Source organism: Mesorhizobium sp. CA13 (assembly GCF_020165235.1).
In the GTDB taxonomy this organism is placed as follows: Bacteria; Pseudomonadota; Alphaproteobacteria; order Rhizobiales; family Rhizobiaceae; genus Mesorhizobium.
On the sequence record NZ_JAIUHS010000002.1, the window covers coordinates 656,914 to 682,099 of the forward strand.

At 64.6% G+C, this 25,186-nt stretch carries 24 protein-coding genes and 1 pseudogene; 17 read left to right on the forward strand and 8 right to left on the reverse strand.

Annotated features, from left to right (window positions below):
* Positions 1–11 precede the first annotated feature (11 nt).
* From LB566_RS08780 to LB566_RS08800, 5 genes are all read right to left on the reverse strand, one after another.
* On the reverse strand, positions 12–1,649 hold the full coding sequence (locus LB566_RS08780; RefSeq protein ID WP_224624082.1) for a copper resistance CopC/CopD family protein: 1,638 nt from the start codon (positions 1,647–1,649) through the stop codon (positions 12–14).
* Positions 1,650–1,701: 52 nt separating this feature from the next.
* Positions 1,702–2,220 (reverse strand): YcnI family protein, encoded by a 519-nt coding sequence (locus LB566_RS08785; protein WP_224624083.1) that lies wholly within the window; start codon positions 2,218–2,220, stop codon positions 1,702–1,704.
* A gap of 38 nt (positions 2,221–2,258) precedes the next feature.
* Entirely contained in the window at positions 2,259–2,801 is a 543-nt protein-coding gene (locus LB566_RS08790) for a copper chaperone PCu(A)C (RefSeq protein WP_224624084.1), read from the reverse strand.
* A gap of 108 nt (positions 2,802–2,909) precedes the next feature.
* On the reverse strand, positions 2,910–3,260 hold the full coding sequence (locus tag LB566_RS08795; protein WP_224624085.1) for a DUF2946 family protein: 351 nt from the start codon (positions 3,258–3,260) through the stop codon (positions 2,910–2,912).
* Positions 3,261–3,398: 138 nt separating this feature from the next.
* On the reverse strand, positions 3,399–4,301 hold the full coding sequence (locus LB566_RS08800; RefSeq protein ID WP_140500297.1) for a GntR family transcriptional regulator: 903 nt from the start codon (positions 4,299–4,301) through the stop codon (positions 3,399–3,401).
* A 257-nt stretch (positions 4,302–4,558) separates the two neighbouring features.
* On the opposite strand from LB566_RS08800, the gene LB566_RS08805 reads away from it, so the two are divergent.
* The 6 genes from LB566_RS08805 to LB566_RS08830 all read left to right on the forward strand — a co-directional run bounded on the left by LB566_RS08805 (position 4,559) and on the right by LB566_RS08830 (position 12,163).
* Entirely contained in the window at positions 4,559–6,064 is a 1,506-nt protein-coding gene (locus LB566_RS08805) for a UxaA family hydrolase (RefSeq protein ID WP_224624086.1), read from the forward strand.
* A 111-nt stretch (positions 6,065–6,175) separates the two neighbouring features.
* Complete coding sequence (locus tag LB566_RS08810) at positions 6,176–7,174, forward strand: aldo/keto reductase (protein ID WP_224624087.1); 999 nt, start codon at positions 6,176–6,178, stop codon at positions 7,172–7,174.
* 329 nt (positions 7,175–7,503) lie between these two features.
* Entirely contained in the window at positions 7,504–8,499 is a 996-nt protein-coding gene (locus LB566_RS08815) for an ABC transporter substrate-binding protein (RefSeq protein WP_140513786.1), read from the forward strand.
* Positions 8,500–8,561: 62 nt separating this feature from the next.
* The gene (locus LB566_RS08820; protein WP_140549459.1) at positions 8,562–10,115 is read left to right on the forward strand and encodes a sugar ABC transporter ATP-binding protein; all 1,554 of its coding nucleotides are present in this window, start codon (positions 8,562–8,564) and stop codon (positions 10,113–10,115) included.
* Entirely contained in the window at positions 10,112–11,080 is a 969-nt protein-coding gene (locus LB566_RS08825; RefSeq protein WP_140500307.1) for an ABC transporter permease, read from the forward strand. Before LB566_RS08820 ends, LB566_RS08825 begins: the two co-directional genes overlap by 4 nt.
* Before the next feature lie 66 nt (positions 11,081–11,146).
* Complete coding sequence (locus LB566_RS08830) at positions 11,147–12,163, forward strand: zinc-binding alcohol dehydrogenase family protein (RefSeq protein ID WP_224624088.1); 1,017 nt, start codon at positions 11,147–11,149, stop codon at positions 12,161–12,163.
* A gap of 15 nt (positions 12,164–12,178) precedes the next feature.
* On the opposite strand, the gene phnF is transcribed toward LB566_RS08830, so the two are convergent.
* Positions 12,179–12,922 (reverse strand): phosphonate metabolism transcriptional regulator PhnF, encoded by a 744-nt coding sequence (phnF, locus tag LB566_RS08835; protein WP_224624089.1) that lies wholly within the window; start codon positions 12,920–12,922, stop codon positions 12,179–12,181.
* 123 nt (positions 12,923–13,045) lie between these two features.
* On the opposite strand from phnF, the gene phnG reads away from it, so the two are divergent.
* From phnG to phnE (LB566_RS08890), 11 genes and pseudogenes are all read left to right on the forward strand, one after another.
* On the forward strand, positions 13,046–13,507 hold the full coding sequence (gene phnG / locus LB566_RS08840; protein ID WP_224624131.1) for a phosphonate C-P lyase system protein PhnG: 462 nt from the start codon (positions 13,046–13,048) through the stop codon (positions 13,505–13,507).
* Complete coding sequence (gene phnH, locus LB566_RS08845) at positions 13,507–14,118, forward strand: phosphonate C-P lyase system protein PhnH (protein WP_224624090.1); 612 nt, start codon at positions 13,507–13,509, stop codon at positions 14,116–14,118. Before phnG ends, phnH begins: the two co-directional genes overlap by 1 nt.
* Before the next feature lies 1 nt (position 14,119).
* Positions 14,120–15,232, forward strand: a complete 1,113-nt coding sequence (locus LB566_RS08850) for a carbon-phosphorus lyase complex subunit PhnI (RefSeq protein WP_224624091.1) — start codon at positions 14,120–14,122, stop codon at positions 15,230–15,232.
* On the forward strand, positions 15,229–16,200 hold the full coding sequence (locus LB566_RS08855) for an alpha-D-ribose 1-methylphosphonate 5-phosphate C-P-lyase PhnJ (protein ID WP_224624092.1): 972 nt from the start codon (positions 15,229–15,231) through the stop codon (positions 16,198–16,200). The genes LB566_RS08850 and LB566_RS08855 overlap by 4 nt, the downstream gene beginning before the upstream one ends.
* Positions 16,197–16,973 (forward strand): phosphonate C-P lyase system protein PhnK, encoded by a 777-nt coding sequence (gene phnK, locus LB566_RS08860; RefSeq protein WP_224624093.1) that lies wholly within the window; start codon positions 16,197–16,199, stop codon positions 16,971–16,973. Before LB566_RS08855 ends, phnK begins: the two co-directional genes overlap by 4 nt.
* Before the next feature lie 208 nt (positions 16,974–17,181).
* The gene (gene phnL, locus LB566_RS08865) at positions 17,182–17,889 is read left to right on the forward strand and encodes a phosphonate C-P lyase system protein PhnL (protein ID WP_224624094.1); all 708 of its coding nucleotides are present in this window, start codon (positions 17,182–17,184) and stop codon (positions 17,887–17,889) included.
* Positions 17,886–18,503, forward strand: a complete 618-nt coding sequence (locus LB566_RS08870; RefSeq protein ID WP_224624095.1) for a DapH/DapD/GlmU-related protein — start codon at positions 17,886–17,888, stop codon at positions 18,501–18,503. Before phnL ends, LB566_RS08870 begins: the two co-directional genes overlap by 4 nt.
* A gap of 259 nt (positions 18,504–18,762) precedes the next feature.
* Positions 18,763–19,610: pseudogene (gene phnC, locus LB566_RS08875) on the forward strand (phosphonate ABC transporter ATP-binding protein).
* Positions 19,611–19,701: 91 nt separating this feature from the next.
* Entirely contained in the window at positions 19,702–20,610 is a 909-nt protein-coding gene (gene phnD, locus LB566_RS08880) for a phosphonate ABC transporter substrate-binding protein (protein WP_224624096.1), read from the forward strand.
* Positions 20,611–20,668: 58 nt separating this feature from the next.
* Entirely contained in the window at positions 20,669–21,625 is a 957-nt protein-coding gene (gene phnE / locus LB566_RS08885) for a phosphonate ABC transporter, permease protein PhnE (protein WP_140549986.1), read from the forward strand.
* Between the two features lie 2 nt (positions 21,626–21,627).
* Positions 21,628–22,986: a phosphonate ABC transporter, permease protein PhnE gene (phnE, locus tag LB566_RS08890; protein WP_224624097.1), complete on the forward strand. Its 1,359-nt coding sequence runs from the start codon at positions 21,628–21,630 to the stop codon at positions 22,984–22,986.
* An 85-nt stretch (positions 22,987–23,071) separates the two neighbouring features.
* On the opposite strand, the gene LB566_RS08895 is transcribed toward phnE (LB566_RS08890), so the two are convergent.
* Together LB566_RS08895 and LB566_RS08900 are read right to left on the reverse strand one after the other, a co-directional pair.
* Complete coding sequence (locus LB566_RS08895) at positions 23,072–23,923, reverse strand: sugar phosphate isomerase/epimerase family protein (protein ID WP_224624098.1); 852 nt, start codon at positions 23,921–23,923, stop codon at positions 23,072–23,074.
* Positions 23,924–23,962: 39 nt separating this feature from the next.
* On the reverse strand, positions 23,963–25,150 hold the full coding sequence (locus tag LB566_RS08900) for a Gfo/Idh/MocA family protein (RefSeq protein WP_140549446.1): 1,188 nt from the start codon (positions 25,148–25,150) through the stop codon (positions 23,963–23,965).
* Positions 25,151–25,186 lie beyond the last annotated feature (36 nt).

Sequence of the window (25,186 nt, forward strand, 5' to 3'; positions counted from 1 at the left end):
TTGGAGAGCCATCACGGCCTGATGTCTACCGGCGCCTCGATCTTCACCATCTCGAAGTCGGAGACCAGTATGTCGATACGCGCCGTCCACCGGCCAGGGACCGGGATGACGAGATCGTCGACACGCCAGCTGCCGTCGCCGGGCTTGGTCGCCGCCCGCTTCAGCGGCTCGATGCCGGAGTCCGGCTTCGACAGCACCAGCGTCACCTCCTTGGCGTCGAGCGGCCCGAAATCGCCGCTCATGATGATCATCGAGGCGGCGACCGGCCCAGTATGGCCGGGCGTGATGCTGAGATCGGCCATCGCCTTCAGCGCGTGGATATGAACCGAAACCGGCTGCGCCGCTGCAATCGCCAGCGCCCGTGGCGGCGGCGTGAAGCGCCAGCCGGCGGCGACACCGAAGATGGCGAGCACGATCAGCATTTCGACGCCGATCGAACGGGTGAGCCTGCGCCGCACCTCCGTTGCCCCCGCCTCGGCCATCGCCGTCAATCTCCAGCGGTTGACGGCGGCGAGCGTGAACAGGAAGACCAGCAGCGCGAGCTTGACCAGCAGCAGCCGGCCATAGGCGGTGTTGACCAGCGCTGTGGGTGTTTGCACCTGGATGACGGCCAGCACCACGCCGGCGGCGGCAAGCAAGGCCACCACCGGCATGATAGCGGCGGAGAACCGGCGAAGGAACGCGACGGCTTCGGCATCCTGCCGTTTCAGCGCGAGCCCGAGCGGCGCCAGCGCACCGGCCCAGAAGGCAATGCCGGCGCCGTGCAGGAACACCATCGGCCGCGTCAGCCATTGCGGCTCGGCAGCGCTTGCGTGGCCGCTGGCGGCGAGCGCGAGACCCGTTCCGGCCAGGCCGGCGAGCGCTACGGGCCTGGCGGCCGCGCGCGGCCCGGCCAGCGACAAAAGACCGAGCCCCAGCGCGATCAGCGCGATCAACACCGTCCAGCCGAAGCTGGTGCCGAGACCCGCGGTCCAGATGGCCGGCTGCGCCAGATGCGTGAGCGGCGCGCCGAGCGCATCCAGCCCTTGAAAGCCAAGCGACAGGGGTGCCGCGACCAGCCCGCACAGGATTGCGGCGGCAACGAAGCGCTGTCCGGCGCGGCCACCCCGCGCCAGCCAGGCGAGGGCGAAGGCGCCGCCGACGCCGAGGAACAGGCCGATATAGAGGCAGACCTTGCCGATCCAGATCGCCGAGCGCAACTGCCAGTCGACGGCTTCGGAAACGGCCGGCGGCTCGCTCGCCGCGCCGATGGAAAACAGCAGAGAGCCGCCGACCGGATGACCGTCGGCGGAAATGACCCGCCAGCTCAGCACATGCGTGCCCGATCCAAGTGCCTGCGGATCGTCGATCACGACGGTCTGGTCGCTGAGGCGGAAGGACGTCAGCGGAACGGCCGTGCCGTCGGGTTTCACCAGCGTCAGCACCAGTGGCGAGACCGGTTCGCTGAAAGTCAGCGCGAATTGCGCCGGGGCCTGCGACAGCACGGCGCCGTCGGCCGGATCGGTCTTGATCAGCGCGGCGTGGGCGGAAGCCTGATTTGTCGCCGCCATGGCAATCAGCAGCACGGCCACGACCAGCAGCCCAGTAGAAACCCGGCCGATGAGCTTGCCGGCCGCACGAACCGTCCTGGAAGGGAATATCACCGTCATGTCATTGCCATGAAATGCAGCGCGCTCCTGACATGGAGCGCGCCGCGAGAGCTTATTTTTTCGGCGTGAGCTTGATGCCGGGCGCGGGGTTCTCCAGGGAGTCTTCGTCCTGCCCGGCCGCCGGGATTTCGATCCAGCGGTCGGCGGCGCCATCGCACTCCTGCACCACTGGGAAATAGAGTTTCTGACCCGCCGGGAGGTCTGCCGTCAGCATCGCACGGAAGATGAACTCGTCGTAGAATTCGTCCGGCAGATTGCCGCCGCTCCAATCGACCTCCTTGACGCCGTCGGCCACCGCCTGGCCGTAGAGCTGGTAGGATTTCTCGTACTTGCCCTTCTTGGTCTGCAGCGTCCAGCCGGGCTTCGGCATCGGCTTCACCGCGATCACCCCTTCCGGAATCTGCACGCGCACGGCGGTCGTCGCCTTGCCGTCACAGCCATGCGGCACCCGCAGGATGGCCTTGTAGGTCGAACCGACCGCCGCTTCCTGGGTTTCGAGCGTGACATGCGCGAAGGCGGCACCGGTCCCCAGCGCGAGGAGCGCGCCGGCCGACAAAAGATACTTGTTCATGATGGTCCCTCTGATTTCAAAATCCGGAATGGGCGTGATTAATTGGCGTGGTCGTCCATGCCGCCGCCCATGCCTTCGACAGCGAACTCGACGTTGACGGCGCCAGCCTTTTCGAAGGTCAGCGTGGCGGCGAATTCTTCGCCCTGCTTGGGTTGCCGCTTCAGGCCGATGAACATCAGGTGATAGCCGCCGGGTGCTAGCGCCACCTTGCCGCCGGCCGGGATTTCCAGGCCTCCCGTCACCGGCCGCATGGTCATGACGCCGTCCTTGACGCCCATTTCATGCAGCTCTGCCTTTTCGGAGACGTCGGAGGAAATCGACAGCAGCCGGTCGGGTGCATTGCCCTTGTTGGTGACGGTGAAATAGCCGCCGGCCACCTTGGCGCCGGTAGGTGTCGCGCGCGACCAGGGATGCTCGATCTCGAGATCGCCGGCCTTGAATTCATGCGCGCAGACGGCCTGGGCACCGAAGAACAAAAGCACGAACGCCAGCACGGCAAGGCCGGCACGTTCATTGAAACTGCGCAGGAACTTGATGCGGTCGCCCGAAGGAGGCGCCGCGATATGAAAAGCTTGGGACATGGTTTGCTCCATGAATAGGGAATCGCGCCGATGGCCGGTCGCGAAAGATCCGTTCTTTGGATGAAAGCACCGGCGGAAGGTTCCGCCGAGCGTACAGCAGGCTCAGGCCTAAAGCGGCGGCGCGCGCGGGTTCGACGGCGAGCGTTGGCGCGCGAAATCGAGATGCGTCGCCGCCGGAAAGATGAAAACGACGGCTTCGAACGAAAGCGAGGCCAGCGCAAGCCCGGCATCGGGTGGCGGCGCAAAGGCCGCTGAAACCATGCTGCAGCCCAGCATGCAGCATGCCGGCAGATGCGACGGATGCGGGCCGCCATCGGGAAGCTGGGCAGTGCCCTCGTGGGTACAGATGACGTTGCCGAAGGCGTCGATTTGCGAGGCGGCCGGCCCGGTGGCGAAGGCGAATGCGCTCAGCGTCGACTGAAGCAGCAGCAGGTAGGCCGCGACAAGCGCGACCGGCATGCTCCACCGTCTCCCCTTCTTGTTCAAATGACGTGCCTGTTCAAACCATCTGCTTCTTCAAGCGATCATCGGAAGATGTCTACCACGGCAGCAAGAGACGGAAAATCGGCAAATCGGTGCTGCGGCAACGCGGCGCGATCAGGGCCTCTGTGGGTGCCGGCTCTCGGGAATCGAGGTCAGCAGCGTCTGGCGCGCCGACTTCAAATGCTTGCGGCAGGCGGCATCGACCTTGCCCAGGTCGCGTGATTTGAGCGCCGCGATATAGGCCAGATGCTCGCCGATCGCGATTTCGTTGCGCTCGCGCTCCTGCGCCTTGTTCCACTGGTAGTGGTAGTGGAAGATCATGGCGATGACATCATAGAAATCGACGATGAAGCGGTTGTGCGAGGCACGATGGATCAGCCGATGGAAGCGCTCGTCGAGCTCCGAGAACTCGTTGAAACGCGTGGCGATGTCGCGGGCCAGGCCGCGGTGCTCCTCTTCGAGATTGTCGAGATCGGCCCACACCGCGCTGTCCTGCGGCAGTGCGGTGAATGCCGATGCCGAGCGCAATTCGAACATCTCGCGGATTTCCGTCAACTCCAGCGCGAAGGCGCGAGTGAAACCCTTCAGCACCCAATGGCTGTTGCGGCGCTTCTCGATCAGGCCGAAGCGGGAGAAGCGGATCAGGAACTCGCGCACGCTGGTGGTGCCGACGCCGATCTCGCGCGCCAGTTCGAGCTCGTTGATCTGCATGCCGGCCTCGGCGCCGCCGGCGAGCAGCCTGCGCATGAAAGACCGCTCGATGATCTCGGCCAGCGTGTCGGTCTCTTCCTCGGGGAAGAAATCATCGGGGCGCGTTTCGCGCAGCACCGTCTTGGCGCGCTTGTTCCAGGCGATCAGCCCGGTTTCTTCCATGCGCGCAAGGATGCTGCGCACGGTGGTGCGGCTGACGCCGAGCAGCGTACCCAGCTCCGGTTCCGAAGGCAGGCTGCGCGTCTCGTCGAGCAGCCTGAGGCACCTGTTGTAGGCATCCTTGTAGACGTTGTTGCTCTTCGACATGCCCTGACCCATCGCTGGCCGGCGCTTGCGGCGGCCGACTTGAAGCGCAAATATGACGTTCCCGTCACCCTTGAAAGCGGAATCGCTTTGCCGAGGAGCTCGCTTACCGGTTGCAGCGCCGCTACTCATCCACGGGCACAGGAACTGCCGGGGAAAAAACAATTGACGCAAAACTGTTTTTTCACGATAAAAGACATTAACTCTTAACAAGCGCGTGTCAATCCGCGCGCCGCCCAGGATCACCCCAGGAAACGCCCGTGAACGCCTCCAACTCCATTCTTCTGTCCCCAGCCGACAATGTCGCGGTCGCCAACGGTCGCATCGAGATCGGCACCGCGCTGCCGGGCGGTGCGCTTGCCGCTGCCGTCATCGAGCCCGGCCACAAGGTGGCGATCAAGCCGATTCCCGCCGGTTCCGCCGTGGTCAAGTATGCCCAGGCGATCGGCCGCGCCACGCAGGACATCGCGCCCGGCGAGCATGTCCATTCGCACAATCTGGTGTTCGAGGCTGGCCGCCTGCCGGTGGTGCCGCCAAGCGAGGCCGAGCATGCGACCGAGGCTGACCGCGCCCGCACCTTCATGGGCTATCGCCGCGCCGACGGCCGCGCCGGCACCCGCAACTTCATCGGCATCATCGCCAGCGTCAACTGTTCGGCGACCGTCTGCCACGCCATCGCCGACGCGGCCAACCGCACGCTGCTGCCGAAATATCCCGGCATCGACGGCTTCGTCCCGATCGTCCACGGCCAGGGCTGCGGCATGAGCGCCACCGGCGACGGCATGATGGTGCTGCACCGCACATTGGCCGGCTATGCCCGCCATCCCAATTTCGGCGGTGTGCTGATGGTCGGGCTCGGCTGCGAGGTCAACCAGCTCACGTTGTACGGCCAGAAGGGTGCGGCCGCCGGCAAGCGCCATTTCAACATCCAGGACGCCGGCGGGTCGCGCAAATCGGTCGAGAAGGCCATGGGTGTGCTGGCCGAGATCGCAGAGGAAGTCGGCCAGCTCAAGCGTGAACCGATCCCGGTCAGCGAGATCGTCGTCGGCCTGCAATGTGGTGGCTCCGACGGCATGTCCGGCATCACGGCCAATCCGGCGCTGGGCGCAGCCGTCGACATCCTCGCCGGGGTCGGCGGCATCGGTATCCTCTCCGAGACGACGGAAATCTACGGCGCCGAACATCTGCTCGCGTATCGCGCCGCGACGCCCGAGATCGCCAAGAAGCTCGACGGCTATGTCAAATGGTGGGAAGACCACGTCGCCAAGCACGGCGCCTCGATCGACAACAACCCCTCGCCCGGCAACAAGCGCGGCGGCCTCACCACCATCCTGGAGAAATCGCTGGGCGCCGTTGCCAAGGGCGGCCAGACGCCGCTCAACGGCGTCTTCGGCTATGCCGAAAAGGTCACCGGCAGCGGGCTGGTGTTCATGGACACGCCCGGCTACGACCCGGTATCCGCTACCGGCCAGGTGGCGGGCGGCGCCAACATCATCGTCTTCACCACCGGCCGCGGCTCCTGCTTCGGTTGCCGGCCGACGCCGTCGATCAAGGTCGCAACCAACTCGACCATGTATCATCAGATGGAAGAGGACATGGACGTCAATTGCGGCGTCATCGCCTCCGGCGAGAAGACCATCGCCGGCATGGGACGCGAGATCTTCGAACTGATCGTCGAGACGGCCTCCGGCCGCAAGACCAAGAGCGAGGATTTCGGCTATGGCGACAACGAGTTCGTGCCCTGGCATCTCGGCGCGACGCTCTAGCTCTTTGAGTTCGCGCAGTCCGGAAGGTGGCCACGAACTTTCCTGGAATGCTGCGGGTTGACGCTTGGAATCCGCCGCGCCGGACGATGGCGGGCAATGGGGAGGTTGTGCATGGAAAAACGCCGCATCGGCCAGACAGGGCTCGAGGTCACCGAAGTCAGCTTCGGCGGCGCCGCGATCGGCGGCCTCTACCGCGCCTGTTCGCGCGAGGCGGCGATGGAAACGTTGCAAGGCGCCTGGGAAGCGGGCCTGCGCTATTTCGACACCGCGCCCTTCTATGGTTTCGGCCTCTCGGAGCGGCGTTTCGGCGACTTCCTGCGGTATAAGCCGCGCGATTCCTATGTGCTGTCGACCAAGGTCGGGCGCCTGTTCCGGCCCGTTCCGGAGGATCAGGTTCCCGATCACTCCTACGTCGATCCGCTGCCCTTCGCGCTCGACTACGACTATTCCTATGACGGCATCATGCGCTCGGTCGACTTCAGCTATGCGCGGCTCGGGCTGAACAGGATAGACATCCTGTTTGTGCACGACATCGGCGTTTACACGCATGGCGTCGAGAAGACCAAGCTGCATTTTCGCCAGCTCATGGACGGCGGCCTCAAGGCGCTCGAGGAACTGAAAACCTCCGGCGTCATTTCCGCCTACGGGCTTGGCGTCAACGAAGTCCGGATCTGCCTCGACGTGATGCGTCGCGCGCCGCTCGACTGCATCCTGCTCGCCAGCCGCTATTCCTTGCTCGATCGCAGCGCAGAAGCCGAACTTTTGCCGCTCTGCCGCTCCCGACAGACCTCGCTGGTCATCGGCGGTGTGTTCAACTCAGGCATATTGGCGACCGGACCGGTGCAGGGCGCCCATTTCGATTACAAGCCCGCCAGCGGTGACGTGCTCGACCGCGTCGGCGCGATGGAGCGGATCGCCGCCGAAGGTGGTTACCCGCTTGCCGCCGCCGCGTTCCAGTTCCCCCTCCAGGAACCCTCGGTCGCCACCGTGCTGACCGGCACCGCCAAGCTGGCGAACCTGACCCGCAATCTCGAACTGCTCGATGTAGACGTGCCTCAGGCGGACTACGCCAGATATCGCCCCTACACCGTGGTGCAGGAATTGGCGTGAAGCTGCGGGTCCTTTGAAGGCGCGCGATCGCGGGGGCTTCACGATCCCGCGAACCGAAGAAGGAACGGGCATTCTACATTGACTAATTTATGGAATTAATATTCCATACGCTAGTCAGGCGAAACGGAAGCGTCGGCCGCGCGGGATAGCAAGGCGCCAGTGAGTTCATGCCGCCAGGCCCGGAGGATGGCATAAACACCGCTTGCATCGACCGGATCGATGCACTATCAAAACAGCGTAACTGTTTTTTATTGATAAAGTTCTGTTTGGCCACGCCTATCCGAACCGAGCTTCCGTATCGTTCACCGGGCGACCTAGGGAGGAATTCCATGAAATTCGTGACCAGCATTCTCAATCGCCGCGCAGTCATGGCGCTGGCGGCCGCGTCGATGCTTGCCGGCGTCATGCACTCGGCGCCGGTTTCGGCGGCGGACGTGACCATTCCGATCATCGTCAAGGACACCACGTCCTTCTACTGGCAGATCGTCCTGGCCGGGGCCCGCAAGGCCGGCAAGGATCTCGGCGTCAACGTGCCGGAGCTCGGCGCCCAGGCAGAGACCGACGTCAACGGCCAGATCTCGATCCTCGAAAACGCCGTCGCCAGCAATCCGGCGGCGATCGTCATCTCGCCGACCGAGTTCAAGGCGCTCGGCAAGCCGATCGACGAAGCCGCGGCCAAGGTCAAGGTTATCGGCATCGATTCCGGCGCCGACTCCAAGGCCTTCACCTCCTTCCTGACCACCGACAACGTCCAGGGCGGTCGCGTTGCCGCTGACGGCCTCGCAGCGGCCATCGGCGAAGCCAATGGCGGCAAGATCGAGGGCGACGTTGCCCTGATCACCAACACGCCTGGCGCCGGCTCGCTCGAACAGCGCAAGCAGGGCTTCATCGAACAGCTCAAGGCGAAGTATCCAGGCCTGAAGCTGGTCGCCGACAAATATGCCGACGGCCAGGCCACCACCGGCCTCAACATCGCCACCGACCTGATAACGGCCAATCCGAACCTCAAGGGTATTTTCGCTTCCAACCTGATCATGGCGCAGGGCGTCGGGCAGGCTGTCGCCGAAAACAGCCTCGGCGGCAAACTGGCGCTGGTTGGCTTCGACAGCGACGAGAAGCTGATCAAGTTCCTCAATGACGGCGTCATTTCCGCCCTCGTCGTCCAGGATCCCTACCGGATGGGCTATGACGGCATCAAGACCGCACTTGCCGCCTCCAAGGGCGAAAAGGTCGAGACCAATGTCGACACCGGCGCCAACCTGGTCACCAAGGCCAACATGAAGGATCCCAAGATCGACGCGCTGCTCAACCCGAAGCTCAACTGAGCATAGGCACGCGCAACTGTTTCCGGGGCCTCCGCGCCCCGGAAACAACAGGGAGGATTGCCATGACGTCGACCGCGCAGGAACTGCATCCGGCCCCCGTGCTGGAGCCCGGCAGGACGATCCTCGAGCTGCAGGGTCTGGAAAAGCGCTATCCCGGCACGCATGCGCTGAAGCCGGTGACCCTGGCCTTCAAGGCGGGCGAGATCCACGCCATTGTCGGCGAGAACGGTGCCGGCAAATCGACCCTGATCAAACTCCTGACCGGCGTCATCCCGCGCACCTCCGGAGAGGTTGTGTGGGAAGGCAAGCCGGCTGCCCTGGCGACGCCGCACGAAGCCATGGCCCTCGGCATCAACGCCGTGCACCAGGAAGTCGTGCTCTGCCGCCACCTGACCGTCGCCGCCAATATGTTCCTCGGCGAGGAGAACTCGCGCTTCGGCATCCTCCAGCAGCGGGCCATGGTCAGGGAAGCGCAGAAGATCATCGACGGTCTCGGCTTCGACCTGCCGGCGCATGTCGTGCTCGGCGATCTCACCATCGGCCAGCAGCAGCTGATCGCCGCCGCCCGCGCCACCGTGCGCGGCACCAAATTCCTGATTTTCGACGAGCCGACCGCCTACCTCACCCGCAAGGAGGCCGACCAGCTGTTCACGCTGATCCGCCGCCTGAAGGGTGAAGGCGTCACCATCATCTACATCAGCCATCGCATGGAGGAGGTGTTCGAACTCGCCGACCGCGTCTCGGTGCTGCGTGACGGCATGCTGGTCGGTACCAGAAACATCGCCGAGACCAACGAGCCGGAGCTGGTCAAGCTGATGATCAACCGCTCGATCGAGCAGATCTACCACAAGGAGCATTTCACGCCGGGCGCCGTCATCGCCGAGGCGCGGAACCTGTCCGGCAAGGGTTTCGAGAATGTCTCGCTGTCGGTGCGCGCGGGCGAGATCGTCGGGCTCTACGGCCTGATCGGAGCCGGCCGCAGCGAATTCGTCACCACCCTCTACGGCCGCCACCGCAAATCGGCCGGCCAAGTGTTGTGGGAAGGCAAGGAGGTGCAGGTCAACTCCGAGCACGACGCCATCAAGCTCGGCATGGCGCTGGCGCCGGAAAGCCGCCGCGACCAGGGCCTGTGCCTCAACCTGCCGGTCGCATTGAATCTCAATTTGCCGATCTACAAGCGCATATCGAAAAATCTGCTGATCTCGTCTGCGCAGGAGAAGGCCGAGGCGGACCGGCAGATCGCCGACCTCAGGATCAAGACGCCGACGCGCGGCGCGCTGGCCTCCAGCCTGTCGGGCGGCAACCAGCAGAAGATCGTCATCGGCAAATGGCTGGCGCACGGCGCCAAACTGTTCATCTTCGACGAGCCGACGGTCGGCGTCGATGTCGGCACCAAGGCCGAGATCTACCGGCTGTTCAGTGTGCTGTTGTCCAAGGGCGCGGGCATCATCCTGATCTCGTCCTATCTGCCTGAGGTCTACGAACTGGCCGACACGCTGCATGTGTTCCGGCGCGGCAAGCTGGTGGCCACGCATGGTTTCCGCACCGCCGATCACGAGGACATTCTGAGCCAGGCCCTGGCCGAGAAACAAGAAAAGACGGGAGGACAGACATGAGCACCGAGGCGATCCCTGCCGAAAAGCCGAAGCGCAACTACAATGCCCTGTTCGGGCTGACGCTGCTTGGCCTGCTGCTTCTGATGTGGGTCATCCTGGCGGTCGCCACGCCGTCCTTCGCTTCGGCGCTCAATATCACCAACCTGCTGCGCCAGGGTTCTCTGATCGCCATCCTGGCCGTCGGGCAGACCTTCGTCATCATCACCGGCGGCATCGACCTTTCCGTCGGCGCCATCGTCGGCTTCGCCACCGTCATCGTCGCGCTGCTGATCAATGCCGGCTGGCCGGTCTGGATCGCGGTATTGGCGACGCTGCTGGTCGGAGTCGCCATTGGCCTGTTCCACGGTTTCGGCATCGTCAGGATGGGCCTGCCGCCCTTCATCATCACGCTGGCGACCATGACCTCGCTGCGCGGCATCGGTCTCCTGATGACCAATGGCAATTCGATATCGATCAACAGCGACGCGTTCCAGGCGTTTTCGCGCGGCTCGCTGCTGGGGATCCCCTATCTGTTCTGGATGGTGATCGTGGTTGCCCTGCCCTCCTACGTCTTCCTGCATCACACGCGATGGGGACGCTATCTCTTCTCCGTCGGCTCGAACGCGGAAGCCGCGCGTCTCTCCGGCGTCAACGTGCCGCGCACGATCTACATGGCCTATGTGCTGTCCGGCCTGTGCGCGGCCTTTGTCGGCGTGCTGCTCGCGTCGCGCATCGGCATCGGCAATCCGACGCAGGGCGACACCTACGAGCTGCAGGCCATCGCCTCGTCGGTGATCGGCGGCACGTCGCTGTTCGGCGCCATCGGTTCGGTGCACGGGCCGCTGATCGGCTCGTTCATCCTCTCCACCATCAATAACGGCGCCAATCTGCTCAACGTCAACACGTTCTGGCAGCGCGTCATCACCGGCATGTTGATCATCGTCATCGTCTATTTCGATGGCCTGCGCCGCCGCGGCGGCAAGTAACCACTGAAATCGATCGCCTGACCGGAAGATCGGCCGGCGATTTCATGAAACCGACTGGATTGAAGCATGAAAGCCGTTGTCTGCCGTTCGCCCGGCGACCTTGTCGTGGAAGACCGTCCCGCCCCTGGATCACCGCCTGCCGGCTGGGCGCTGGTGGCGGTCAGCCATGTCGGCATTTGCGGCACCGACTACCACATCTTCGAGGGCAAGCATCCCTTCCTCGCCTACCCTCGCATCATGGGCCACGAAGTGTCGGGGACCATTGTCGAGGCGGGTGAAGGCGTTGCTCTTGCCAAGGGCGAGCCGGTCATCATCAATCCCTATCTGGCGTGCGGCAAATGCATCGCCTGCCGGCACGGCAAGCCCAATTGTTGCGTCCGGATCGAAGTGCTCGGCGTGCATCGGGACGGCGCCATGTGCGAACAGATCCTTGTCCCGGCACAAAACCTCTATCCAGCCAACGGCCTGTCGTTGGCCGATGCCGCGGCCGTCGAATTCCTGGCCATCGGCGCCCATGCGGTGCGGCGCTCGCGTGCCGATCCCGGCGCACGGACGCTCGTCATCGGCGCCGGGCCGATCGGGCTCGGCACCGCCATCTTCGCCCGCATCGCCGGGCTCGACGTGACGCTGCTCGACATGAGCAGCGAGAGGCTTGGCTTCGCCGCCAATGAACTCGGCTTCAAGACCCTCGACGGGTCGCGCGGCGCGGCATCCGATCTGGTCAGCGAAGCGACATCAGGCGAAGGTTTCGACGTGGTCTTCGACGCCACCGGCAACACCGCCTCGGTGCAGTCGGCCTTTGCCCATGTCGCGCATGGCGGGACACTGGTGCTGGTCAGCGTCGTCAAGGACGACATCGCCTTTTCCGACCCCGAATTCCACAAGCGCGAGATGACGCTTGTCGGCAGCCGCAACGCCTTGCAGGCCGACTTCGACCACGTCGCCGCCTCGATCCGCGATGGCGCGGTGCCGCTCGCCAAGCTCGTCACCCACCGCACCGCGCTCGCCGACACGCCCCATGACCTCGCCCGCTGGGCGCATGAGAAATCCGGCCTGATCAAGGCCGTGATAGAGATCGGATAGACAACCGTCCCGCGCTCACAATGCCGACAGTTTCAGCTCCACCCGCTCCGCCGGGAAGCGCGCCTCGGCGAACTGGATCGGCTGGCCGTCCGGCGTGATGTTGACGGCCACCGTGACCAGCACGATGCCGCCCGGCTGCAGATCTAGGTCGGCAAGGTCGGAAGCATCGGCATGACGCGCCGACAGCACCGTCGATTGCCTGAGATAATCGTCTATGCCGAAACGCTTGAGCGATGCGGTGATCGATCCGGTCTCGGCCATGGCGGCATCGATGCCGGCGAAGCGCTTGGCGTCGAACCAGCCGGAGGCGCGCGACACCGGCTGCCCGTCGGCCTCGCCGCGCGTCTCCAGGCGAATGACATCCGATCCCCTGGCAAGGCCCAAGGCTTCGGCGACGCGCCGGCTGGCGGGCTCGACCGATGAGGCGAGGAGCACGATGTGCCGCTCCGAGGCCTGGCCTTGCAAGCCGGTAGAGAATCGCGTGCGCGCACCGATCGGATAGGACAGCCGCCTGCGCGACAGCACGAAAGTGCCGCGCCCCTGCTCGGCCCGCAGCACCCCGTCCTGCACGAGTGCCGCGATGGCGCTGCGCACCGTGTGACGGTTGACGCCATAGCGCTCGGCCAGCGCCATCTCCGGCGGCAGCGCGGCATTCTCGGCGAAATCGCCGATGGCGATCGCATGCAGGATCCTGTCGGCGATCTGCCGCCACAGGGAGACGCCGCTGCGCCGCTCGATGCTGTCGGAACCCCCCGTCATATCCCCGGTCTCACCCGTACCCGCATTTGTCACGCGCCCGTCATGGACTCGCGCTACATATGGATTATAATTTGTATAGTTGTCTATATCAATAGACAAATTACTACCGAAGGGATGTTGCTCATGCGAGGACAGGAAGCCCGCGACAAGGCCGAACGCAAGGCGGCCATGGCAACCCTGGCGCAGTCCAGCGGCGACGACATCGTTCGCTTCTGGAATGAATCCGGCCTGCCTGCCGAGGCCGAACTGCTGCGCGGTCCAGAGACCGCCCTGGTCACCATGCGCGGCCGCATCGGCGGCGGCGGCGCGCCCTTCAATGTTGGCGAAGCCACCGTGACCCGCGCCACCGTGCGCCTGCCATCCGGACAGGTCGGCCATTGTTATGCGCTCGGACGCGACAAGCAGAAGGCGAAGCTGGCAGCCATCGCCGACGCGCTGTGGCAGGACCCCGCTCACCGGCAGGCGGTCGAAACGGGCCTTCTCGCGCCGCTGCGGGCCGCCCTGACCACGGCACGAGATAAGCGCCGCGCCGAGACGGCGGCGACGAAGGTGGATTTCTTCACCATGGTTCGCGGAGAAGACTGATGGACATCGCAGCGCAATCGATCGAGGGCGGGTTCGCCGATCCGGTGTTCAACGCCCAGACGGTGTTTCGCGCCGTCATGGACGCGATGGCGCGGCCGGGCAGCGTGCAGCCCTTGCCGGCCCTGGCCCGCCCGCCCGCGCCTCTTTCGGCGACAACCGGCGCGGTCGCGCTGGCACTGTGCGACAACGATACGCCGCTCTGGCTCGACCCGGCCCTGCACGCCTCGGCAGCGGTCATATCCTGGCTCGGCTTTCACAGCGGCGCGCCGCTGGCCAACACCCCGGCCGACGCGCATTTCGCTTTGATCGCCTCGCCGGCCGAGATGATGGCGCTCGATGGTTTCTCGCAGGGCACACAGGACTATCCCGACCGCTCGACCACATTGATCCTGCAGGTCGGCGATCTCACGTCAGGCACGCCGCTGCTGCTCGAAGGTCCCGGCATCGAGAACACGGCAGCGATAGCGCCGGCACTGATGCCGCGTCATTTCATCGAGCAGTGGAAGCAGAATATCAGGCGCTTTCCGCGCGGCGTCGACATCATCCTGGCGGCACATGACAGCCTCGCCTGCCTGCCGCGGACGACACGCATCAAGACGATGGAGGCCTAACATGTATGTCGCGGTAAAAGGCGGCGAAGCGGCAATCGCCAATGCTCACAGCCTGCTCGCCGACCGTCGGCGCGGGGATCGCTCGGTGCCGGCGCTGCGCCTCGACCAGATCGTCGAACAACTGGCGCTCGGCGTCGACCGGGTGATGAGCGAAGGCTCGCTCTACGACCGCGAACTCGCCGCGCTCGCCATCGTGCAGGCGCGTGGCGACATGATCGAGGCGATCTTCCTGGTGCGGGCCTACCGGACCACGCTACCGCGCTTTGGCTATACAAATGCCATCGACACCGCCACCATGCTGGTCGAACGTCGCGTTTCGGCGACCTACAAGGACCTGCCCGGCGGCCAGTTGCTTGGGCCCACCTTCGACTACACGCACCGGCTGCTCGATCCCGAGCTTGCCGCCGGCGCCGATGTCCCCGCGCCCTTGCGGCGCGAGACGGAAGCGCAGGCAATGCCGCGCGTCTCGGCGATCCTCGCTCGCGAAGGGCTGATCGAGCCGGACGGAGACATGCCGCAGGACCATGCACCCGGCGACATCACCCGCGAGCCACTTGAATTCCCGATGGCCCGCGACATCCGCCTGCAGGCGCTGTCGCGCGGCGACGAGGGGTTCCTGCTGGCGCTCGGCTATTCCACGCAGCGCGGTTATGCCCGCAATCATCCCTTCGTCGGCGAGATCCGCATCGGCGAGGTCGAGCTGGAACTCGACGTGCCCGAACTGCCTTTCGCGGTGCCCCTCGGCACGGTGCGCGTCACCGAATGCCAGATGGTCAATCAGTTCAAGGGCTCGGCCAAGGCGCCGCCGCAATTCACCCGCGGCTATGGCCTGGTCTTCGGACAGAGCGAGCGCAAGGCGATGGCCATGGCACTCTGCGACCGCGCTCTTCGTGCGAGCGAACTCGGCGAGGACATTGTCGCCGCCGCCCAGGACGAGGAATTCGTCATCTCGCACTCCGACAACGTCCAGGCGACCGGCTTCGTCGAACATTTGAAACTGCCGCATTATGTCGACTTCCAGGCCGAACTCGACCTCGTGCGCCGGATGCGCGCCGAGCATGACGCCCGCGAAAACGGCGGCAAGGTTGAAGACAAGAGAGAGGCCGCGGAATGAGCGCGCAACCGACCGACATCGCCAGTTACAACTTCGCCTATCTCGACGAGCAGACCAAGCGGATGATCCGCCGTGCGATCCTCAAGGGCATCGCCATTCCCGGCTATCAGGTGCCGTTCGCTTCCCGCGAAATGCCGATGCCCTATGGCTGGGGCACCGGCGGCGTCCAGGTCACCGCTTCGATCATCGGCCCCGACGATGTGCTGAAGGTCATCGACCAGGGCGCCGACGACACCACCAACGCGGTCTCGATCCGCGCCTTCTTCAAGAAGGTCGCCAATGTGGCGGTGACGACCGACACCGCCAGCGCGAACATCATCCAGACCCGCCACCGCATTCCCGAACATCCGCTCGCCGCGGGCCAGGTACTGGTCTACCAGGTGCCGATCCCCGAGCCCCTGCGCTTCCTCGAGCCGCGCGAGACCGAAACGCGCAAGATGCATGCGCTGGAGGAATACGGCCTCATGCATGTGAAGCTCTACGAGGACATCGCCAAGCACGGCCGCATCGCCACCACCTATGCCTATCCGGTGAAGGTCGAGGGCCGCTATGTGATGGACCCGTCGCCGACACCGAAATTCGACAATCCCAAGATGCACCGCTCGCCGGCCTTGCAACTGTTCGGCGCCGGCCGCGAGAAGCGCATCTACGCGCTGCCGCCCTTCACCGACGTCGTCAGCCTCGACTTCGAGGATCATCCGTTCGAGGTGCAGACCTTCGACCAGCCCTGCGCGCTGTGCGGCGCCGAGAACGTCTATCTCGACGAGGTCATCCTCGACGACCATGGCGGCCACATGTTCGTCTGCTCGGACACCGACCACTGCGAGAAGCGACGCAGCACCCCAACCTCCCCCTTGTGGGGAGGTCGCGCCGAAGGCGCGGGTGGGGCTAGCGACCCATCGGCAGCCCCCACCCCGGCGCTGCGCGCCGACCCTCCCCACAAGGGGGAGGGTAAGGAGATACAATGACCGACGAACCCTTGCTGCGCGTTTCGACGCTCTCGAAATTCTACGGCTCGCGCGTCGGCTGCGACAACGTCACCTTCGATCTGTGGCCGGGCGAAGTCCTGGCTGTCGTGGGCGAATCCGGCTCCGGCAAGACGACTTTGCTCAACTGCCTGTCGACGCGACTGTTGCCCTCATCCGGCACCGCCAGCTACCGCATGCGCGACGGCCAGTTCCGTGAACTCTACCGCATGAGCGAGGCCGAGCGCCGCTTCCTGATGCGCACCGACTGGGGCTTTGTCCACCAGAATCCGGCCGACGGCCTGCGCATGACGGTGTCGGCCGGTGCCAATGTCGGCGAACGCTTGATGGCGGTGGGCGACCGCCACTACGGCAAGATCCGCGCCACCGCCGTCGACTGGCTGTCGCGCGTCGAGATCGAGCAAGACCGCATTGATGACGAACCCCGCGCCTTTTCAGGTGGCATGCGCCAGCGCCTGCAGATCGCCCGCAACCTCGTCACCGGCCCGCGGCTGGTGTTCATGGATGAACCCACGGGCGGCCTCGACGTATCGGTGCAGGCGCGACTGCTTGATCTCTTGCGCGGCCTCGTCACCGATCTTGGCCTCGCTGCCATCGTCGTCACCCATGACCTCGCGGTGGCCCGGCTTTTGTCGCAGCGCATGATGGTGATGAAGGACGGCCGCGTCGTCGAAAGCGGCCTCACCGACCGCGTGCTCGACGACCCGCGCGCGCCGTATACGCAGTTGCTAGTTTCTTCCATTTTGCAGGTTTGACGATGGCGCCAAGTCACCCCCCTCTGGCCTGCCGGCCATCTCCCCCTCAAGGGGGGAGATTGGCTGTCACCTCCGCTTTCGCCAATTTTCGACCTCGCGGAATGTGCGAGACGCAAAAGCTTCCGATCTCCCCCCTTGAGGGGGAGATGGCCGGCAGGCCAGAGGGGGGCGCCGGCCCGCAAACATACGACAACAGGAGAATCTTCTGATGCCAACGCCGCTCGTTGTCTCCGACGTCGCCAAGAGCTTCACCATGCATCTGCGCGACGGCATCAAATTGCCTGTCGTCGCCGGTGTCTCCTTCTCGATCCGCGCCGGTGAATGCACCGTGCTCGGCGGCCCGTCCGGGGCCGGCAAGAGTTCGATCCTGAAGATGCTCTACGGCAATTACGCCGTCGACGAAGGCCAGATCATCGTCGCGCACGAAGCCGGGCTGATCGATCTTGCCAGCGCCAGCCCGCGCACCGTGCTTGCCGTGCGCCGGCAAACGATCGGCTATGTCAGCCAGTTCCTGCGCACCGTGCCCCGCGTCTGCGCACTCGATGTCGTCGCCGAGCCGCTGGTCGAGCGCGGCGAGGAGCGCGAGGCGGCACGGAAAAAGGCACGCGCGCTCTTGGCGCAGCTCAATCTGCCGGAAAAGCTCTGGGCCTTGCCGCCGGCGACCTTCTCCGGCGGCGAGCAGCAGCGCGTCAACATCGCGCGCGGCTTCATCACCGGGCACCCGATCCTGTTGCTCGACGAGCCCACCGCCTCGCTCGATGCAAGGAACCGCGATGTGGTGATCGAACTCATCGCCGCCAAGAAAGCGGCCGGCGTCGCCCTGCTCGGCATCTTCCATGACCACGACGTGCGCGAAGCGGTGGCCGACCGCATCATCGACGTCACCGCCTTCGCCCCGGGAAAGCTCGCCGCATGAGCAGGAAATTGTCGGAGACGCCGCTGGTCCATCCCACGGCGGAGGTGCAGAACTCGACGCTCGGCCGCTGGACCGAGATCGCAGACCGCAGCCGGGTTTCGGAAAGCGAACTCGGCGACTATTCCTACATGATGCAGGACTGCGCCGTCTGGTGTGCGACGATCGGCAAATTTGCCAACATCGCGGCAAGCGTGCGCATCAACGCCACCAACCACCCGACCTGGCGGCCGACGCTGCACCACTTCACCTACCGCGCATCGGACTATTGGGACGATGCCGAACACGAGAGCGAATTTTTCGCTGAGCGCCGCGCCAGGCGCGTCACAATCGGCCACGACACATGGCTCGGTCACGGCTCGACAATCCTGCCCGGCGTCACCGTCGGCGATGGCGCCGCGGTTGGCGCCGGTGCGGTGGTATCGAAGGATGTCGCGCCCTACACCATCGTCGCCGGCGTGCCGGCAAAGTCGATCCGCGAGCGCTTCGATCGCCGCACCGCCGAGCGCTATCAGGCGCTTGCCTGGTGGGATTGGGACCATGCAAGGCTGCGCGCCGCCCTCGACGATTTCCGTCAGCTCGAGGCCGAGGCTTTCCTGGAAAAATACGGCGGATGACGGTGGTGAATGGAATAGGGCCGTTCACCATTCACACCCCTGACATTGAACTCGGACAGGAGGCTGTCTTCTCAAGCCGCCTGCCTTCTGCAGCTTCAGGGACATGAAGCATTTCGAGGAACTGATGGTCCTGGCCTGATCGCGCACGAAACGGCTGTGGGTGGTAACAAAACTGACATCAATCCGACACCGCAGGTTCATGGCGCTGCGCTAGCGAGGGTCAACAGGACCTTCAACCGCGACTGGACGGGAACGCACCATGTCAGCCACGCTCGAAATCCGCGGCGTCACCCGACGATTTGGCAAGAACACCGCCGTCAACGATGTCAGCATCTCGATCCCGCAGGGTCAGATGGTCGGCGTCATCGGCCGTTCCGGCGCCGGCAAGTCGACCCTTCTGCGTATGGTCAACCGCCTCATCGATCCCAGCCATGGATCGATTTTCTTCGACGGCGCCGAGGTCTCGCAATTGCGCGGTTCGCCGCTCAGGCGCTGGCAGCGCGACTGCGCCATGATCTTCCAGCAATTCAACCTTGTGCCGCGCCTCGACGTGCTGACCAATGTGCTGCTCGGCCGGCTGAACCATCGCCCGACCCTGTCGAACCTTTTCGGCATGTTCTCGCGGACCGAATGTGCGCAGGCGGTCGCCGCCCTTGAGCGGCTCGACATCGCCCGCACCGCGCTGCAGCCCGCCGGCACCTTGTCGGGCGGCCAGCAGCAACGCGTTGCCATCGCCCGCGCCATGATGCAGCAGCCCCGGGTGATCCTGGCCGACGAGCCGATCGCTTCGCTCGACCCGCTCAACGCCAAGGTGGTGATGGATTCGCTGCAGGACATCAATTTGCGCGAGGGCATCACCGTGGTCACCAACCTGCACACGCTGGACACCGCCCGCACCTATTGCAACCGCATCATCGGCATGGCCGCGGGCAAGGTCGTGTTCGACGGGCCGCCGGAGGAGCTTAACCGCGAGGCCGTCCGTCTCGTCTACGGCGCCGACAGCAATGCGGCGAAATCTCCGAGGCTATCACCTCGACCAGCGTTGCCTTCAAGCAAAAGATCGCCGCATCCGCCGGACCGCTCGAACCCGCATTCCCTGGTTACTGAGAGCGACCTGGATCGCCAGCCCGCGTCAGGGCACCCGTCAAAATCACCAACGCCGCCGGCGCGGGGCCGGAACCCACAGGAGAGAAATCAGATGTTCAGGAAAATGGTTTTTGGCGCCGTTTCGGTGCTCGCAATGGCCACCGGCGCGGCGCATGCCGCCGATATGAAGGAATTCCGCGTCGGCATCCTCGGCGGCGAGAACGAAACCGACCGGCTGCGCAACTACCAGTGTCTGGCCGATCACCTGAAGGCCGAATTCGGCTTCGAGAAGGTCTCGCTGTTCCCGGCCGCCGACTATGACGGTGTCATCCAGGGCCTGCTCGGTGGCACGCTCGATTTCGCCGAGCTCGGCGCTTCCGGCTACGCCAGCGTCGTCCTCAAGGACCCCAAGGCGGTGACCCCGATCCTCACCACCCAGCAGACCGACGGCGCCACCGGCTACTATTCGATCGGCCTGGCGCTGAAGTCCTCCGGCATCACCGACATCAAGTCGGCCAAGGGCAAGAAGCTCGGCTACGCCGATCCGGATTCGACCTCCGGCTATCTGATCCCGCTGACGCAGATTCCGAAGGATACGGGCGCGTCGAACGAAACATTCTTCGCCTCGACCCAGTTCAATGGCGGCCATGAAAACAACGTGCTCGCCGTGCGTGACGGCAAGGTCGACGTGGCGGTGGATGATTCCTCCGGCATCGGCGACTTCAAGGACGGCTACACCTCCGGCACCTTCCACAAGGAAGTCGCCAAGGGCGCCGTCGACCCCAACGACTTCGTCGAGGTCTGGCGCTCGGGTCTGATCCCGAACGGCCCGCTGGTCGTGCGCACCGTGCTCGGCGACGAGATGGCGGCCAAGCTGGCCGCCTTCTTCACCGACCTGCCCAAGAAGGACAAGGCCTGCTTCGAAGGCGTGGAAGGCGGCGATTTTACCGGCTACGTTCCTGTGAAGGCGGATTTCTACAACGTCATCGTCGAAGCCCGCAAGGCGGCCATCGGCGGCTAAGGGCAAAAATCAGGAAGGGCGGCGTCGAGAAAACGCCGCCCTTCCTGCATGTCCGATCATGACCCTTTCCGTGACAGCTCCTTCCGGCGCCACGCACCAGATGGCCGACGCCTGGCGTCGCCAGACCTCCTTGCGCCGGCTCTACACCGCCATCGGCGTCTGCCTGCTGCTGGTCGCACTTGGCGGCACCATGTGGTTCGCCGACGAGGCCAATGCCGGGCACTTCTTCGACCGGCTGCCGCACATTCTGGATTTCCTGAGCTGGCTCGTTCCCAAGGACTGGAACGATGTCTGGCGGGCGCTGTTCGACATCGCCTCGCCGCATGACACCGGCACGCAGGAATTCAACTTTCCGCTCGGCCGCGCCTATGTCTGGGGCGGTTTCTACATCCCCGAATATTTCGAGCTGATGCTGACCACGCTTAACGTGGCGCTGGTCTCGACATTTATCGGTTTCGTCTTCGCCGTGCCGTTCTCCTTCATCGCGGCGCGCAACCTGACGCCGCATCCGCTGCTGCGGCTTGTCGTCAAGCGCGTCATGGAACTGCTGCGCGCCTTTCCCGAGATCGTCATCGCCGGCCTGTTCGCGGCCATCGTCTCGATCGGCCCGATCGCCGCCATCATCGCCATCGGCCTGCATTCGATCGGTGCGCTGGGCAAGCTGTTCTACGAGATCAACGAGAACATCGACATGCGCGCCGAGGAAGGCCTGCGGGCCGTGGGCGCCAACTGGTTCGAACGGGTGCGCTTTGCCGGTCTGCCGCAGGTGCTGCCCAATTTCATGTCCTATACGCTGCTCAGGATCGAGATCAACGTGCGCATCTCCACCATCATGGGCGCGGTCGGCGGCGGCGGCATCGGCGAGGAGCTGAAGCTGTCGATCTCGCGCGGCTTCGGCGCCAAGACCATAGCCTTGGTGCTGCTCCTGTTCACGACCATCTTCATCGTCGACCAGTTCTCCGCCTGGCTGCGCCGCAAGCTGGTCGGCGAACAGGCCTTTGTGATGAGCGCTTGATCATGACCGCCGCCGAAATTCAGTCGATCGAGGACCGCTTCCCGCAAGTGTTCCGCCGGCCGTTCCACAAGCGCTTCGCGCCGCTGCTGCTGCTCGGCGGCATCTTGCTCTACCTGCTCTATGCGCTGTGGTTCTTCAATCTGCCGCAGGTCATGAGGGAATCGCATTGGGAGCGGCTGCCGCTGTTCCTGACCCAGTGGATCAGTTACGACGTGCAGCCGATCTTCCGCCTCGACGAGCCTGAGATAACGGCCAAATACCCCCGCTTTTCGGTACTTGGCCCCAATCCCGACCCGGCTTGGGTCAGGACCAACGCCGACGGTTCGGTGACGGTCCTGATCGACGGCACGGCGAAGTCGGTCACCTTCGACAAGACACGAGCGACGATCATCGCCGCTGGCAAGAGCGTGCCGGTGGCGCTGGACAGCGGCAAACCGCTGGTCTCGGGACCTGTTCCCGACTGGGTCACCGTGCATGAGGATGAGGTCGTCGCCGACATGGGCTTCGCCGGCGAAGTCCGCGTTGCTCCCGACCGCGTCAGGATCCGCAAGCGCTTTCTCGGCTGGGCGAACTTCGTCTTCGACACACGCTCGCCCTTCTTCGGAAAATCGCCCGGCGAGGTGATATCGCTGATCACATCGGGGCCCGAGCTGAAACCGGGCACCTCCAATCTGGCGCTCGCCGGCGACAACATCTGGAACAATGCGCAGTGGCAGCATGGCGATGTCTGGACAAAGCTGTTGCAGACCATCGTCATGGCCTTTCTCGGCACGGCGCTCGGCGGCATCGTCGCCTTCCCGCTCGCCTTCTTCGCCGCCCGCAACATCACCCCCAACCGGCTGTTAAACCAGTTGCTCAAGCGCTTCTTCGACTTCATGCGCTCCATCGACATGCTGATCTGGGCACTGTTCTTCACGCGCGCCTTTGGCCCCGGTCCGCTGGCCGGCAGCGCCGCGATCTTCTTCACCGAGATCGGCACGCTCGGCAAAACCTACTCCGAGGCGCTGGAGAACATCGATGACAAGCCGCGCGAGGGTGTTGTGTCGACAGGCGCCAACCGTCTTCTGGTGCAGCGCTACGGCGTGCTGCCGGAAGTGGTGCCGGTGTTCATCAGCCAGACGCTCTATCAGTGGGAATCCAACACCAGGGGCGCAACCATTATCGGCGCCGTCGGCGCCGGCGGCATCGGCCTGAAACTGTGGGAAGCGATGCGCACCAATTCCAACTGGGCCAACGTCTTCTACATGGTGCTGCTGACGCTGGTCGTGGTCTTCATCTTCGACAACATATCCAACTTCCTGCGCCGCCGGCTGAGCCGCACGATCCATGATTACAACAGGTTGCAGGCCGAGCGGGGATAGCCTTGGGGTGGAGCATCAAGCGAGAAGTCGGCGGGACAGAGGGGGGCGCGAAGGAATGCCGGCGTTCGTCGACGGCGAATCGACCCTAAGCCGCCTTCCTCCACCCGTTCCTGATATGCCTGTACCCATCCCGGTAAACCGCTTCCGGGCTCTCGGAAAAATCGCGCCACACCTTGGTCGCCGCCGCGAGATCCTTCAGCGAACGTCCAAACGCCTCGATCGTCAGCCAATCGTCATAGCCGCTCTTGCGGATGGCCGAGAATGTTTCCTTCCAGGGGATGTTGCCGCGTCCCGGCACGCCGCGATCATTCTCCGATATGTGGATATGCACGACATTCCTGCGATGCTTCGTATAGGCGCCGATCGGGTCGGCCTCCTCGATATTGGCGTGGAAGGTGTCGTACATCGCCTTGATGTGCGGCCGGTCGATGGCATCGATATGCTCCGACAGGTCGGCCATAGTGTTGAGCAGATAGCATTCGAAGCGATTGAGCGCCTCGAGCCCGATGGTGACGTTCCTCTTGCCTGCATGATCACCGATGGCGCGCTGCGAGGCGACGGAGCGTTTCTTCTCACCCGCGGTCGGGCCGGATCCGGAAAAGGCGCCGAGCGTCGAATGCAGCGGGCCGCTCAAAGTTCGGGCGCCCAGGGCATCTGCGCAATCGATCGCCCATTTCATGTAGTCGACGCCGGCCCTGCGCGTTGCCGCATCCGGCGAGATCAGGTTCATCGCCGGATCGCCCATCGCTGAAACGGCGGTCCGTTCAAGCCCTATGCGATCGAGCAGCTCGCCGAGTTTTCTGTAGTCGTCCGGCATGCCGGCAAAGATCGGTATCTCGACGCCGTCGAAGCCGGTGGCCTTGATGTCGCGAAGCAATGGCTCGTGTTTTTTCGAGACGTTGGTCGTCCACAAGAACATGCACATGCCGATTTTCATCGACGCCCCTCCCCCAAATGATCCCCCGCGAGATCAAATTTAAAGTTTCGTCCACGCTCCATTCTTCTTCGACGATTTCACGCAGGCCTCGATGAAGGCCATGCCCTCGACGCCGTCCTGAATGGTCGGGAACACGACGTCCTTGGCAGGCTTGCCGCCCTTCCTGCGCGCGGCGCGGATGGCGCGTGCGGCCTCCTGGTAGATGTTGGCGAAGCCTTCGAGATAGCCTTCGGGATGGCCTGAGGGAACGCGGCTGACACGGCCCGCCACCGGCAGCGCGCCGGCACCGTTGCGGGTGATCAGCTGCTTGGGCTGGCCGAACGGCGTGTACCAGAGGTAGTTCGGGTCGGCCTGAACCCATTCCAGCCCGCCCTTCGAGCCATAGATGCGCAGCTTCAGCCCGTTTTCATGGCCGGGCGCCACCTGGCTTGCCCAGATCATGCCTTTTGCCGCATGCGCCTTGCCGACCGCCTTGAAGCGCAGCATGACGTTGACATTGTCGTCGAGCTGCCGTCCCGGCACGAAGGCGTCGAGATCGGCCGACAGCGTGTCGAGTTCCAGCCCGGAGACAAAGCGGGCAAGATTGTAGGCATGCGTGCCGATGTCGCCGAGCGCGCCGCCGGCGCCGGCCTGCTTGGGGTCGGAACGCCACGCCGCCTGTTTTTGACCGGTGGCGGCAAGGTCCTCGGTCAGCCAGTCCTGCGGATATTCCGACTGCACGATGCGGATGTCGCCGAGCACGCCCTTGGCCACCATCTCGCGTGCCTGGCGGATCATCGGATAGGCGGTGTAATTGTGGGTCAGCACGAACACCTTGCCGGTCTTCTCGACCAGGGCGGCCAGCTTCTTCGCCTCGGCCAGCGTCGTCGCCAGCGGCTTGTCGCAGATGACGTGGATGCCGGCTTCGAGAAAGGCCCTGGCCGCCGGCACATGCACATTGTTCGGCGTGACGATGGCCACCGCCTCGATGCCGTCCGGGCGCTTGGCCTCGGCCTTGGCCATCTCGGCAAAGGACGCGTAGCTGCGCGAGGGGTCGAGCCCGAGCTCGGCGGCAGAGGCCTTGGCGCGTGCTGGATCGGACGACAGCGCGCCCGCGACCAGCACGAACTCATTGTCCATGCGCGCCGCGATCCGGTGCACCGCGCCGATGAATGCGCCTTGCCCGCCGCCGACCATGCCATAGCGGATCGGGCCGCCCCCCGCTTCCGACTTCGATGCACCGACCATGTCGTCTCCCTCGTGTCTGAGATACCCCTCCCCCTC

Bases quoted from the DNA above. Each gene is read 5' to 3' on its own strand.
- phnK (WP_224624093.1), top strand. From the start codon at position 16,197: ATGACCGACGAACCCTTGCTGCGCGTTTCGACGCTCTCGAAATTCTAC.
- LB566_RS08870 (WP_224624095.1), top strand. From the start codon at position 17,886: ATGAGCAGGAAATTGTCGGAGACGCCGCTGGTCCATCCCACGGCGGAG.
- phnL (WP_224624094.1), top strand. From the start codon at position 17,182: ATGCCAACGCCGCTCGTTGTCTCCGACGTCGCCAAGAGCTTCACCATG.
- phnF (WP_224624089.1), bottom strand. From the start codon at position 12,922: ATGACGGGGGGTTCCGACAGCATCGAGCGGCGCAGCGGCGTCTCCCTG.
- phnE (WP_224624097.1), top strand. From the start codon at position 21,628: ATGACCGCCGCCGAAATTCAGTCGATCGAGGACCGCTTCCCGCAAGTG.
- LB566_RS08900 (WP_140549446.1), bottom strand. From the start codon at position 25,150: ATGGTCGGTGCATCGAAGTCGGAAGCGGGGGGCGGCCCGATCCGCTAT.
- LB566_RS08895 (WP_224624098.1), bottom strand. From the start codon at position 23,923: ATGAAAATCGGCATGTGCATGTTCTTGTGGACGACCAACGTCTCGAAA.
- phnD (WP_224624096.1), top strand. From the start codon at position 19,702: ATGTTCAGGAAAATGGTTTTTGGCGCCGTTTCGGTGCTCGCAATGGCC.
- LB566_RS08815 (WP_140513786.1), top strand. From the start codon at position 7,504: ATGAAATTCGTGACCAGCATTCTCAATCGCCGCGCAGTCATGGCGCTG.
- phnE (WP_140549986.1), top strand. From the start codon at position 20,669: ATGACCCTTTCCGTGACAGCTCCTTCCGGCGCCACGCACCAGATGGCC.
- LB566_RS08830 (WP_224624088.1), top strand. From the start codon at position 11,147: ATGAAAGCCGTTGTCTGCCGTTCGCCCGGCGACCTTGTCGTGGAAGAC.
- LB566_RS08850 (WP_224624091.1), top strand. From the start codon at position 14,120: ATGTATGTCGCGGTAAAAGGCGGCGAAGCGGCAATCGCCAATGCTCAC.
- LB566_RS08800 (WP_140500297.1), bottom strand. From the start codon at position 4,301: ATGTCGAAGAGCAACAACGTCTACAAGGATGCCTACAACAGGTGCCTC.
- LB566_RS08790 (WP_224624084.1), bottom strand. From the start codon at position 2,801: ATGTCCCAAGCTTTTCATATCGCGGCGCCTCCTTCGGGCGACCGCATC.
- LB566_RS08825 (WP_140500307.1), top strand. From the start codon at position 10,112: ATGAGCACCGAGGCGATCCCTGCCGAAAAGCCGAAGCGCAACTACAAT.
- phnG (WP_224624131.1), top strand. From the start codon at position 13,046: ATGCGAGGACAGGAAGCCCGCGACAAGGCCGAACGCAAGGCGGCCATG.
- LB566_RS08820 (WP_140549459.1), top strand. From the start codon at position 8,562: ATGACGTCGACCGCGCAGGAACTGCATCCGGCCCCCGTGCTGGAGCCC.
- LB566_RS08810 (WP_224624087.1), top strand. From the start codon at position 6,176: ATGGAAAAACGCCGCATCGGCCAGACAGGGCTCGAGGTCACCGAAGTC.
- LB566_RS08855 (WP_224624092.1), top strand. From the start codon at position 15,229: ATGAGCGCGCAACCGACCGACATCGCCAGTTACAACTTCGCCTATCTC.
- LB566_RS08785 (WP_224624083.1), bottom strand. From the start codon at position 2,220: ATGAACAAGTATCTTTTGTCGGCCGGCGCGCTCCTCGCGCTGGGGACC.
- LB566_RS08780 (WP_224624082.1), bottom strand. From the start codon at position 1,649: ATGACGGTGATATTCCCTTCCAGGACGGTTCGTGCGGCCGGCAAGCTC.
- phnH (WP_224624090.1), top strand. From the start codon at position 13,507: ATGGACATCGCAGCGCAATCGATCGAGGGCGGGTTCGCCGATCCGGTG.
- LB566_RS08795 (WP_224624085.1), bottom strand. From the start codon at position 3,260: ATGCCGGTCGCGCTTGTCGCGGCCTACCTGCTGCTGCTTCAGTCGACG.